This window comes from Nitrospirillum bahiense (genome assembly GCF_007828025.1).
Classification (GTDB): domain Bacteria; phylum Pseudomonadota; class Alphaproteobacteria; order Azospirillales; family Azospirillaceae; genus Nitrospirillum; species Nitrospirillum amazonense.
In genome coordinates, this window is the sequence record NZ_VITO01000007.1 from 232,682 (window position 1) to 244,616 (window position 11,935).

Consider the following 11,935-nt stretch of genomic DNA (forward strand, 5'->3'; position numbering starts at 1 on the left):
TCCCACGGGGCCCCCAAAGGGGGGTAGGTGGATGAGCGGACGCTATGCGGAAGTGTACAACCGGTCCCTGGAAGACCCCGAAGGCTTCTGGGGGGAGGCGGCCCAGGCCATCGACTGGATCCGCCCCTGGGACCATGTGCTGGATGATAGCCGCGCGCCCCTATTCCGCTGGTTCGCCGGCGGGCAGCTGAACACCTGCTGGAACGCGCTGGACCGCCATGTGGCGGCGGGGCGGGGGGACCAGGTGGCGCTGATCCATGACCGGCCCATCACCAACACCGTGGTCACATACACCTATCGCGAATTGCTGGACCTGACGGCGCGCTTCGCCGGCCTGTTGGCGGCCCAGGGGGTGGGGAAGGGGGACCGGGTCATCCTCTACATGCCCATGGTGGCCGAGGCCGTCGTCGCCATGCTGGCCTGCGCCCGGCTGGGCGCCATCCATTCCGTCGTCTTCGGTGGATTCGCCGCGCGTGAACTGGCCACCCGCCTGGACGACGCCAAGCCCAAGGTGGTGGTTTCCGCCTCCTGCGGAATCGAGGGCGCCCGCGTCATTCCCTACAAGCCCCTGCTGGACAGCGCCATCGACCAGGCGGCGCACAAGCCGGCCCGCTGCATCATCCTGCAGCGGCCGCAGGAACAGGCGCCCCTGAAACCGGGCCGGGACATCGACTGGACAGAGGTCGAAACGGCGACGCCGCACGATTGCGTGCCGGTGGCGGCCACGGATCCGCTGTACATCCTGTACACCTCCGGCACGACGGGCCAGCCCAAGGGCGTGGTCCGCGACAACGGCGGCCATGCCGTGGCCCTGAAATGGACCATGGAACATTTTTATGGGCTAAAGCCGGGGGAGGTGTTCTGGGCCGCCAGCGACGTGGGCTGGGTGGTCGGGCACAGCTATATCGTCTATGGCCCGCTGCTGCACGGCGCCACCACCGTGTTGTATGAGGGAAAGCCCGTGGGGACGCCGGACGCCAGCGTCTACTGGCGGGTGATCAGCCAGCACAAGGTGGCCATGCTGTTCACCGCCCCCACCGCCCTTCGCGCCATCAAGCGCGAGGATCCGGAGGGCCTGCTGCTCAAAGGGCATGACCTCAGCTATTTCCGCCAGCTGTATCTGGCGGGGGAACGGTCGGACAGCGACACCCTGCGCTGGGCGGAAGCCCACCTGAAGGTGCCGGTCATCGACAATTGGTGGCAGACGGAAACCGGCTGGCCGGTCGCCGGCAACCCCGTAGGGCTGGGCCTGATGCCGGTCAAGCATGGCTCCGTCACCCGGCCGCTGCCGGGTTGGGATGTGCGGGTGCTGGACGGGCAGGGGCACGAGGTGCCGGCGGGCACCCTGGGGGCGGTTACCATACGCCTGCCGCTGCCGCCGGGTACCCTGCCGACGCTGTGGAACGCGGAGGAGCGCTTCATCCGCAGTTACCTCTCCGAATATCCGGGTTTCTACCAGACTTCGGACGCCGGCTATGTCGATGAGGACGGCTACCTGTTCATCATGGCCCGCACCGACGACATCATCAACGTCGCCGGCCACCGCCTGTCCACCGGCGCCATGGAAGAAGTGCTGGCCGGTCACCCCGATGTGGCGGAGTGCGCCGTCATCGGCGTGCACGATGCGCTGAAGGGCCAGCTACCCCTGGGCTTCCTGGTGCTGAAGGCGGGCGTGACCCGCCATCACGAGACCATCGTGGCCGAGGTGGTGCAGCGGGTGCGGGAGGTCATCGGCCCCGTCGCCGCCTTCCGCCAGGCCCTGGTGGTGGAGCGGCTGCCCAAAACCCGTTCAGGGAAAATCCTGCGGGCGACCATGCAAAAGATCGCGGACCAGGAGGCCTGGGCGATGCCGGCCACCATCGATGATCCGGCTGTTCTCGAGGAAATCGGGGCGGCCCTGACCGCTGCTGGATTTGGGCGAAAAACGATTTGGAATCAATAGAATATGAGCCTGCCCCTGCCGCTTTGGGGTACCTCCCATGTGGCAAAATTGTGACGGTGCGTTGACTGATCTGCGGTCTTTGTTGCGGAAGTGGGTTGACTGGCCCGCGTGCCCTGCATACCGTCCGTTTCGAAGTTTGGTACGGGTTGAACGGGCGGGCAAAATCAGGCAGCCGGAAAACCGGCGCCGCTGGGAATGCGAAAGGGCCGCAGCGCAATAGCTGCGGCCCTTTCCATTTTTACGTCCTGAAATCACGCTGGCTGCAAGGCCCGGGCGGTCACCCGTCCGGACCCTTCCAGCCTTGCCAGGAACTGGTTGGAACAGGACTTAGTTGGCCGTCTGCCCGGTGGGCAGGGCGGTCGAAGCCTGGCCCAGGTTGGCGATCGGGATATGGCGCGGCTTGGCCGTTTCCGGCACCTCCCGCACCAGGTCGATGTGCAGCAGGCCATTTTCCAGCGCCGCACCCGTCACCCGGATATGCTCGGCCAGCTGGAAGCGCCGCTCGAAGGCGCGGGCGGCGATGCCCCGGTGCAGGTACTGTGTCTGCGGGGCGGCTTGATCATCCTTGCGGGACTTGCCGATGACCGTCAGCGCGTTCTCCTGCGTCACGATGTCGATCTCTTCCTGGCTGAAGCCCGCGACCGCCATGGTGATGCGATAATCGTCGTCCCCGCGCTTCTCGATGTTGTAGGGCGGGTAGGCGTTGCCCTGGTCCTCGGTCTTCAGCGCCGACTCCATCAGACGGGTCAGGCGGTCGAAACCGACGGTGGAACGGAACAGCGGGGACAGGTCGTAACTGCGCATGATAATCCTCCGGTAGAGCGATCACCCCTGGGCCCCTTGGGCGCCATCCTGGCCGTCCCGTTGGGTGGGGTTTCATGCCGGCTCTAGGAACCCCTCCTGGGCATTCCCGCCGACGCAGTTTCATCTGTGAATGCCCTTCGCGGATTTCAATAGGGGCCGGAATCCGAAAAATGGAAGGCGCGCGAGCTTGGAAATCCGCTGTCCTATTTCCAAAGATTTAAGCCTTTGGCGGCACCCTGAAGCGTCACCGTCTGTGATCAGAAGGTGACCCCAGCCCGCCGCGTATTGCGGGTTTGGGCATTTCGACCCTACAGTTGTCGTCCGTGCCCGGGTTGCCCCCGCCTGAGTTACGCCCATGGGACCACCCCCGTGCGGTATCCAGGTCCAGCCCGGAGAAAGGTTCCTCGTTGCTCGAGTCCAATGCCTTTTTCGACCGGACGTACGAGGAGACGATGGCCCTCCTGGTTGAGGCGCGCAATTACGTGGCATTCCAGGAAGCCAAGGACCAGCGGGGGCTGCCGCCCCAGGTCCGATTGCAGATCAGCTACGAATCGCTGCGTGTCACCAGCCGGCTGACGCAGGTCATGGCCTGGCTGCTGGCCCTGAAGGCCGTGCACGCCCATGAGCTGACGGCCGACCAGGTGCTGGGCGAACAGTTCGCCCTGTCCGGCGGGGCCATCTGCAGCGACCCCTCGGGGCCCGACAACGGTGAGCTGCCATCCGGCCTGCGCTCCCTGCTGCAACGCAGCCACAGCCTGTACATGCGCGCCGAGCGTCTGGAAGACCAGTACCGGCGCAGCGTGGCTTAGTTGGGCCTATTCCCTCAATCGCCGGGCGCCGCTATCCGGCGCCTTGGCTATCCTCGATTTCCAGTCCGCTTCACTCCCCAGAAAGCTCCGGGGCCTGCGGTCGCAGGCCAGCGGGCACTTCCGGCTTAAGGCAAGGGCGGCGCGTAAGCAGCAAAAAAGAGCGCCCCGGATGGGACGCTCTTTTTGAAAGCTCAACAGCGCGCGGCGTGGGCCGCCCGCGGCTTACTTCAGGCCCAGGCCCGAGAAGCGACGGTTGAACTTGGCGATCTGGCCGCCGGTGTCGACCAGCTTCTGCACGCCCGTCCACGCCGGGTGCGACTTCGGGTCGATGTCCAGGCGCAGCGTGTCGCCGGCCTTGCCCATGGTGCTCCGGGTCTTGAACGAGGTGCCGTCGGTCATGACGACGGTGATCTCATGGTAGTCCGGGTGAATGTCAGCTTTCATGATCGCCCAAGTCCCAAAACAAAAATCTCGAAATGCGAAGCCGGGCTTATAGCCAAAACCGTCCCCGGGATCAACACCCGATCGTGCGCTTCCCATGCGCACGACACCACAACCACGCATGGCTGACGCCACGTGGCGATGAAGGAAAGGGTTGGCGATGGTTGCCCCACGGCCTTGGACGCATTACCTAAGCCATCACGCGCGTGGGGCCAAGCTGATTGTTCGGGGACGCTTGAATAATGGGACGGTTCCGCGCCCCGCTCAGACAGATTGGGAACATCGCCGGTGACCGACGCCACCATGACACCCACCCCGGGCACACCCGCCCCGGGGCGCAAGTCCCTGCGGCCCCTGGCCTTTCTGCTGCCCTTCGTGCGGCCCTACATCTGGCACTCGGTGGGGGCCGGCATCGCCCTGCTGTTGGCGGCGGCCACCACCATCGGCATGGGGCGCGGCCTCCAGGCCGTGGTGGACCAGGGCTTCGTCACCAGCAATCCGCAGCTGCTTGACCACGCGCTGCTGGTCATGCTGGGTGTCATCCTGGTACTGGCCGGGTCCACCTATGTGCGATTCTCCCTCGTTTCCTGGGTGGGCGAGCGAGTGGTGGCCGATATCCGCCGGGCGGTTTTCGACCATCTGGTGACCCTGTCGCCCGGATTTTTCGAATCGACCCGCACGGGTGAGGTGCTGTCGCGCCTGACCACGGACACCACGCTGCTGCAGACGGTGGTGGGCTCCACCGTTTCCATCGCCCTGCGCAACACGCTGATGCTGATGGGTGGCCTGATCATGCTGGCCATCACCAGCGCCAAGCTGACGGGCCTGGTGCTGATCGTCGTGCCCCTGGTGGTGCTGCCCATCGTCATCCTGGGCCGGTCCTTGCGTAAGCTCAGCAAGGCCAGCCAGGACCGCGTGGCCGACGTGGGCGCCCAGGTGGATGAGACGCTGGGCGGCATCCGCATCGTCCAGGCCTTCGGGCATGAGGCCATAGAGACGGCGCGCTTTGGCGAGCGGGTGGAGGACGCCTTCACCACCGCCGTGCGCCGCATCCGTGTGCGGGCCTTGATGGCCATGATCATCATCTCCCTGGTCATGGGGGCCATCGGCGTCATCCTGTGGATCGGCGGGCACGACGTGCTGGCCGGCCGCATCTCCGCCGGCCAGCTCTCCGCCTTCATTTTCTATTCCGTGCTGGTCGCCGGCGCCGTGGGCGCCATCTCCGAGGTCACGGGTGAGCTGCAGCGGGCGGCCGGTGCCATGGAGCGGCTGGTGGACCTGCTGGAGACCAAGGCGGATATCGTCGCTCCGCCCAACCCGGTGGCGCTGCCCACCCCGGCCATCGGCACCGTGGCGTTCGAGGGTGTGCGCTTTCATTATCCGGCCCGGCCCGACCATGCCGCGCTGGAGGGCCTGGACCTGACGGTGGCGCCGGGCGAGACGGTGGCCATCGTCGGCCCCAGCGGTGCTGGCAAGACCACGCTGTTCCAGCTGCTGCTGCGCTTCTACGACCCGCAGGACGGCCGCGTGCTGGTGGACGGCGTGGACGTGCGCACGGCCACCCCGGCGGATGTGCGCGCCCGCTTAGGGATAGTCCCGCAGGAGGCGGTGATCTTCTCCACCAACGCGTGGGAGAATATCCGCTACGGCCGCCCTGAGGCGACGGACGAGGAGGTGCGCGCCGCCGCCCGCGCCGCCCACGCGCTGGACTTCCTGGAGGCCTTGCCGGATGGGCTGGGCACCTATCTGGGTGAGAAGGGCGTGCGCCTCTCCGGTGGCCAGCGCCAGCGCATCGCCATCGCCCGCGCCATCCTGCGCAATCCGAAGATCCTGCTGCTGGACGAGGCGACCTCCGCCCTGGACGCGGAGAGCGAACGCGGGGTGCAGTTGGCCTTGGAAACCCTGATGAAGGACCGCACCACCCTCATCATCGCCCACCGCCTGGCCACCGTGCTGAACGCCGACCGCATCATTGTCCTGGACAAGGGCAAGATTGTCGCCAGCGGCCGGCATGAGGAACTGATCCGCCAGGGCGGCCTCTACGCCCGCTTGGCCGCGCTACAGTTCGACGCAGCCAAGGGGATCGGCGACGCGTCCGAATGATGAAAGTCGTCAGTTAGCCCATTGGGCACTAACGACCATCTGCCTGAATTTTTCCATTTGCCCCGAGGCGGAACCGGGCCCGTAGGCCATGATCAGTCCTCCCCTGCCATCAGGGCTAATGATGAGAAAGAATAGGCCAAATCGTTGCTGACCACCGAGTTGCTGCTCACCGCCGACTGAGATGAGTAGAGACTTGTCCGGGAGTGTTTCCTCCTTGGTCGGGGAGGTAATTGTCTGGCCATGAATGAACATGGGGATTGTCATGAGATATGCCCCATCGTGAAGGTTCTTCACGGCGACTTCTGGGGGCTCACTTTTTTCCGCCGCCATCACGTTCAGGGTAAAGGACGTGCCGTCGTCGCCTATGAATAAGTCCGCCAGCCGGCCCGTGCCCCGGGAATAGCCGCTGGGTAGCATGATGGTGAGGCCCTCCTTGCTCCAAGTTTCAGCACGGGCATTCTTGGGGCCTGCTGTAAGCGGAAGAATGACGATCACAGAAAGAACGACCTTCAAGAAGGTCCTGGCGATGTTCATTCCGCTTCCTTTCCTCAATGCGCCCCGCCCTCCAGGTAGGCCGCGCGCACCTGCTCGTTGGCCAGCAGTTCGCGCCCTGAGCCCGTCAGCACCACCTCGCCCGAGGCCAGGACATAGGCGCGATGGGCCAGCTTCAGGGCGTGATAGGCGTTCTGTTCCACCAGCAGGATGGTCATGCCGCGCTCCCGGTTCAGCTGTTCGATGACCTGGAAGATCTGGCGGATGATGAGAGGGGCGAGGCCCAGCGAGGGCTCGTCCAGCAGCAGCATGCGCGGGCGGCTCATCAGCGCGCGGGAGATGGCCAGCATCTGCTGCTCCCCGCCCGACAGGGTGCCGGCGCGCTGGGCCTGGCGCTTCTCCAGGATGGGGAACAGGCCGTAGCAGGTGGCCAGATCCTCAGCGAAATGGGCGGGGTCGGCCAGGGTGGCGCCCAGCTGCAGGTTCTCCAGCACCGTCATGCGCGGGAAGATGCGCCGCCCCTCCGGCACCTGGGCGATGCCTTGGGTCGCGATCAGGTGCGGGGGGATACCCACCAGGCTTCTGTCCTGGAACAGGATCTGGCCCTGAGTCGGCTTCGGGTTGCCGCAAATGGTCATCAGCAGGGTGGACTTGCCGGCACCATTGGCGCCGATCAGGGTGACGATCTCCCCCTCGTTCACCGTGAGGTTGACGCCGCGCAGGGCGTGCACGGGACCATAGCTGGCGTGGACGTCGGACAGTTGCAGCAGCGGGCCGGCCATCAGTGCGCGTCCCCGCCGGCGGTGGCAGCGTCATCTGCGTCGGGCTCGCCCAGATAGGCCTTGATCACCCGCTCGTCATTGCGGATTTCGGCCGGTGTGCCGGCGGCGATGCGGGCGCCATGGTCGACGACGAAGATGTGGTCGGAGATATCCATGACCAGGCCCATGTCATGTTCGATCAGCAGGATGCCGATGCCGTGTTCGGCGCGGATGCCGGCCAGCAACTCGGCCAGCGCCCGGGTTTCGCGCGGGTTCAGGCCGGCGGCCGGCTCATCCAGGCACAGCAACAGCGGGTTGGTGCTCATGGCACGGGCGATCTCCACCCGGCGCTGCATGCCGTAGGACAGGTTGCCCGCCGCCTCATCCGCCACCGCCAGCAGGTCCAGACGGCGCAGCCAGTCGCGGGCGGTGTCCACCGCCGCCTCTTCCGCGGCGCGCCAGCCCTTCAGGTTCAGCAGGCCGGCCAGCGAGAAGACGGACCTGGGCATCAGCGCCTGGTGCTGGGCCACCAGCAGATTTTCCAGCACGGTCATGCTGGGGAACAGGCGGATGTTCTGAAAGGTGCGCACCACGCCGGTGCGGGCGACGCCGTAGCCCTTCAGCGTCTGCAGCTCGATCGCCCCCCGGGTCGGGTGGCGCAGCAGCAGCCGGCCGGCCGTGGGTTTATAGAAGCCGGTCAGGCAGTTGAAGATGGTAGTCTTGCCCGCGCCGTTGGGTCCGATCAAAGCGGTGATGCGGTTGCTTTCCGCCGTCAGGTCCACGCCGTCCACGGCCAACAGGCCGCCGAATCGCATGGTCAGGCCCTGAACGTCCAGAAGGGGTTCGGTCATTTCAGGCGGCCTCCGCCACAGGCTTGGGCTTGGCGGTGGACAGCCGGATGGTCGGCAGCCGGCCGGACAGCAGGCCACCGGGCTTCCAGATCATGATCAGGATCATGGCCAGGCCGAAGGCCAGCATGCGGTAGTCGGCGAAGCCGCGCGCCAGTTCCGGCAGCACGACGATGAACAAGGCGGCGATGATCACGCCCGCCTGGCTGCCCATGCCGCCCAGCACGACGATGGCCAGGATGGTGGCCGATTCCATGAAGCCGAAGCTTTCCGGGCTGACGAAGCCCTGGCGGGCGGCGAAGAAGCAGCCGGCCAGGCCACCCATCAGGGCGCCGGTGGCATAGGCGGAAACCTTCACCATGGTGGGGTTGATGCCCAGCGAGCGGCAGGCGATCTCATCCTCGCGCAACGCCTCCCAGGCGCGGCCGATGGGCAGGCGGCGCAGGCGGGCCACGGTGTAGGCCGCCAGCGCGGTCAGCGCCAGGATGACCAGGTAGAGGAAGATCAGCCGGTGTTCGGGGGCATAGGCGATGCCCGTCACCTCGCTGAAGGTGTGGCCGCCGGCCGGCGCGCGACGGTCGAAGGTCAGGCCGAACAGGGTGGGCCGGGCGATGCCCGACACGCCGTTGGGCCCGCCGGTCAGGCCCTGCCAGTTCAGGATGACGATGCGGGTGATCTCACCAAACCCCAGGGTGACGATGGCGAGATAATCGCCGCGTAGCCGCAGGATGGGCAGGGACAGCAGCACCGCGAACAGGCTGGACGCCAGCCCTCCCGCCGCCAGTGCCGGCCAGAACCCCCAGTGCAGCTGCGTGGTGGTCAGGGCGCAGGTATAGGCGCCGATGGCGTAGAAGGCGGCGAAGCCCAGATCCAGCAGCCCGGCCAGGCCCACGGTGATGTTCAGGCCCGTCGCCAGCAGGATGTAGATCAGCGCTGTGGTGCCCAGGTCGATGACATAGCGGTTGGCGAAGGGCAGGAAGGGCAGGGCCGCGGCGGCCAGCACCAGCAGCGGCCCGCCCCAAGGGCGCAGGCGCTGGGCGCCCGCCGGCTGGCGCCACGTTGCCAGGGGGGCCGCGGCCTTGGCCAGCGGTGCCGCCAGCAGGCCGAGGATCAACCGGCCCAGGAAGACGACGGCACCGGCCAGGGGCACATAGGCCAGGTTGGCCTGCACCACCAGGCCCTGGTCCAGGTTGACGGTGCGCAGGCCCAGGAAGGGCACGGCCAGCGCCATGGCGACCAGGCCGGCGATGCCGGCCTCACGCAGACGGTGCACGAAGGGCATGGCGGGGCCAGTGGGGGAGGGAATGGGTGCGGCCATGACCTCACACCTTCTCGATGTCAGGACGGCCCAGCAGGCCCGAGGGGCGGACCACCAGCACCAGGATCAGGATGGAAAACGCCGCCACGTCCTTGTAGGCGCTGGAGACGTAGCCGGAGAAGAAGGCCTCGATCAGGCCGATCAGCAGGCCGCCCAGCATGGCGCCCGGCAGGCTGCCGATGCCGCCCAGCACGGCGGCGGTGAAGGCCTTCATGCCGGCCAGGAAGCCGATGTAGAAGTCGATGACGCCGTAATAGAGGGTGACCATGACGCCGGCCACCGCCGCCAGCCCGGCCCCGAGCACGAAGGTGAGGGAGATGGTGCGGTCGACGTTGATCCCCAGCAAGGCCGCCATGGTCCGGTCCTGCTCGCACGCCCGCTGGGCACGGCCCAGGGCGGTGCGGTTGATGACCAGGGTGAACCCGGCCATCAGCGCCACGGTCAGCAGGATGATGAACATCTGGATGTTGGTCAGGCCCAGGCTGAAGTCGCCGTCATGCCACAGGGTGACGCCACCCGTCATGACCGGCGGCAGCGACTTCGACCGCGCCCCCTGGGTCAGCATGACGAAGTTCTGCAGCAGGATGGACATGCCGATGGCGGAGATGAAGGGCGCCAGCTTGGGCGCCGTGCGCAGCGGGCGATAGGCCACGCGCTCGATGGTCCAGCCATAGGCGGCGGTGAAGGTGCAGGAGATGGCCAGCACGATGACCAAGGCCAGCGGGACCGAGGTCACGCCCGCCCCCAGCAACAGGGTGAAGGTGGTGACGGCGATGAAGGCGCCGATCATGTAAATCTCGCCATGGGCGAAATTGATCATGCGGATGATGCCGTACACCATGGTGTAGCCGATGGCGATCAGTCCGTAGATGGCGCCCAGGGTCAGGCCGTTGATCAAATGCTGTAGGAATGTGCCGACTGCCAGCGTGAAACCCATTGCCGCCTTAACCGCCCCTATCCATGGCTGTCCGGCGTGCTTCGGGCCGATTCCCGCGCCGGCCTTGGCGCGGGTCCGCCATGCCGGGACCGGCTGCGACCTTAACCCTAGTGCGCAGGGGCGGCAAGGCGGGGGCGGGGGGTGCGGGGGTGAAAACGCACGCACCGCAACATTTTTTACTGGCGGATACCGGTAATTGGCCGGCTAGGCACGCGTCAGTGCGCGTAATTCTCCGGCATTGGTCCTGTTAAATGCTTGTACAGAATGGTCGTCGCCAGGGCCGAGCCATCGACATGGATGGCATAGCCCGGGATGTCGCCCGCGACCTGGAACCCGGCGGAGCGGTACAGCGCCCGGCCTTCATCACTGCCGGTGTCCAGCAGCAGCAGGGTGCGCCCCTCCGTTTGGGCCAGCGCCTCGACGGCGGCCATCAACGCACGGCCGATGCCGCGTTGGCGGGCGTCGGGATGGACCAGCATCTTGGCCACCTCTGCCCGGTGGCGGCCATTGGGCGGGCCGGCCAGCAGCAACTGCACCGTGCCCATCAGGCGGTCCCCCAACCACGCGCCCAGCAGGCGCCGGCCGCCGGCCTCCAGGCCGGGTCTCAGCCCTTGCCAAAAGGCGGTGGCCTCGTCCTCGGCGAAGGGCAGGATGAAGCCGACGCTGGCCCCGCCCAGGACGCAGGCATGCAGGATGCGGCTGAGGGCGGGGATCTGGGCGTCCAACTCGGCGGCGGGGATTTCGCGGATGGCCAGGGCGGTCATGGTGGCTCGAGTGGCTTTCTCAGGGGCGGGTAATGGCGATGACGTAATGCGCGGCGTCCGGGCCGGGGCAGTGGAAGCGGCTGCCGCCCATCAGGCGATAGCGCAGCGTGTCCCCTGTCGACAGCGCGTGGGTGACACCGTCCAAGGCCAGGTCGAGCCGCCCGGCCAGCATCCACAAATGATGCTCCAGCCCCGCCACCGGCGGCGCCTGGTAGGCGATGACGGCGCCGGACGGCAGGGTGCCCTCCACCATCTCCGTCATGTAGCCGCTGGCGGGTGGGGAGACGCCCCGGCGGTGGAAGCCCGTTTCCGGGTCGGTCCAGACGGGCTGGGACTCGCGGGGGATGAACTGTTGCGGGTCGGCCTCCACCTCCGCCAGCAGGCGGGACATAGGCCGTTCGTAGGCGGTGCACAGCCGCCCCAGCAAGGCGGCGGTGGGGCTGGTTTCCCCCCGCTCCAGCCGGGACAGGGTGGCGCGGCTGATGCCGCTACGCTCCGCCAATGTCTCCAGAGTCCAGCCGCGTTCCAGGCGCAGGCCGGCGAGGCGGGCAGCCAGACGTTGGTCGAAGGGATCGGGCGTCTGTTCCATAATGGGAATATTTCCCATATATGAGAAAATCGTCAAGCCCTGCTTATCATGCCGCAGCGCAAAATCATCTTATCTTTCGCCTGCGACCTGGGCATGCTGGTTCCTTCCAGCCGGCAGGCGGGCAACG

At 66.8% G+C, this 11,935-nt stretch carries 12 protein-coding genes; 3 read left to right on the top strand and 9 right to left on the bottom strand.

The window, feature by feature from the left end; all coding sequences use genetic code 11:
• Positions 1-31: 31 nt before the first annotated feature.
• Complete coding sequence (locus tag FBZ88_RS12700; RefSeq protein WP_145617309.1) at positions 32-1,942, top strand: propionyl-CoA synthetase; 1,911 nt, start codon at positions 32-34, stop codon at positions 1,940-1,942.
• A 327-nt stretch (positions 1,943-2,269) separates the two neighbouring features.
• Here FBZ88_RS12700 and FBZ88_RS12705 read toward each other — a convergent pair whose 3' ends face one another.
• A complete protein-coding gene (locus FBZ88_RS12705) occupies positions 2,270-2,746 on the bottom strand; it encodes an Hsp20 family protein (protein ID WP_145617311.1) in 477 nt (158 codons plus the stop codon).
• A 407-nt stretch (positions 2,747-3,153) separates the two neighbouring features.
• Here FBZ88_RS12705 and FBZ88_RS12710 point away from each other — a divergent pair, with 407 nt between their 5' ends.
• Positions 3,154-3,555 (top strand): DUF1465 family protein, encoded by a 402-nt coding sequence (locus FBZ88_RS12710; RefSeq protein ID WP_145617313.1) that lies wholly within the window; start codon positions 3,154-3,156, stop codon positions 3,553-3,555.
• Positions 3,556-3,777: 222 nt separating this feature from the next.
• Here FBZ88_RS12710 and rpmE read toward each other — a convergent pair whose 3' ends face one another.
• Positions 3,778-3,999, bottom strand: coding sequence for a 50S ribosomal protein L31 (gene rpmE, locus FBZ88_RS12715; RefSeq protein WP_040848326.1), 222 nt, complete (start codon positions 3,997-3,999; stop codon positions 3,778-3,780).
• Between the two features lie 300 nt (positions 4,000-4,299).
• Between rpmE and FBZ88_RS12720 the strand changes: the two genes are divergently transcribed.
• Positions 4,300-6,099: an ABC transporter transmembrane domain-containing protein gene (locus FBZ88_RS12720; RefSeq protein WP_145617438.1), complete on the top strand. Its 1,800-nt coding sequence runs from the start codon at positions 4,300-4,302 to the stop codon at positions 6,097-6,099.
• 9 nt (positions 6,100-6,108) lie between these two features.
• On the opposite strand, the gene FBZ88_RS12725 is transcribed toward FBZ88_RS12720, so the two are convergent.
• From FBZ88_RS12725 to FBZ88_RS12755, 7 genes are all read right to left on the bottom strand, one after another.
• Positions 6,109-6,633 carry a hypothetical protein gene (locus FBZ88_RS12725; protein WP_145617315.1) on the bottom strand — a complete coding sequence of 175 codons (525 nt, stop codon included), beginning with the start codon at positions 6,631-6,633 and terminating at the stop codon, positions 6,109-6,111.
• Positions 6,634-6,647: 14 nt separating this feature from the next.
• Complete coding sequence (locus tag FBZ88_RS12730) at positions 6,648-7,373, bottom strand: ABC transporter ATP-binding protein (RefSeq protein WP_145617317.1); 726 nt, start codon at positions 7,371-7,373, stop codon at positions 6,648-6,650.
• A complete protein-coding gene (gene livG / locus FBZ88_RS12735; protein WP_145617319.1) occupies positions 7,373-8,203 on the bottom strand; it encodes a high-affinity branched-chain amino acid ABC transporter ATP-binding protein LivG in 831 nt (276 codons plus the stop codon). The genes FBZ88_RS12730 and livG overlap by 1 nt, the downstream gene beginning before the upstream one ends.
• Position 8,204: 1 nt before the next feature.
• Positions 8,205-9,518 carry a high-affinity branched-chain amino acid ABC transporter permease LivM gene (livM, locus tag FBZ88_RS12740; protein WP_145617321.1) on the bottom strand — a complete coding sequence of 438 codons (1,314 nt, stop codon included), beginning with the start codon at positions 9,516-9,518 and terminating at the stop codon, positions 8,205-8,207.
• Positions 9,519-9,522: 4 nt separating this feature from the next.
• Positions 9,523-10,455, bottom strand: a complete 933-nt coding sequence (locus FBZ88_RS12745; RefSeq protein WP_004273582.1) for an ABC transporter permease subunit — start codon at positions 10,453-10,455, stop codon at positions 9,523-9,525.
• A gap of 215 nt (positions 10,456-10,670) precedes the next feature.
• The gene (locus FBZ88_RS12750) at positions 10,671-11,219 is read right to left on the bottom strand and encodes a GNAT family N-acetyltransferase (protein ID WP_145617323.1); all 549 of its coding nucleotides are present in this window, start codon (positions 11,217-11,219) and stop codon (positions 10,671-10,673) included.
• A gap of 19 nt (positions 11,220-11,238) precedes the next feature.
• Positions 11,239-11,808, bottom strand: coding sequence for a helix-turn-helix domain-containing protein (locus tag FBZ88_RS12755; protein WP_186464366.1), 570 nt, complete (start codon positions 11,806-11,808; stop codon positions 11,239-11,241).
• Between the last annotated feature and the right edge of the window lie 127 nt (positions 11,809-11,935).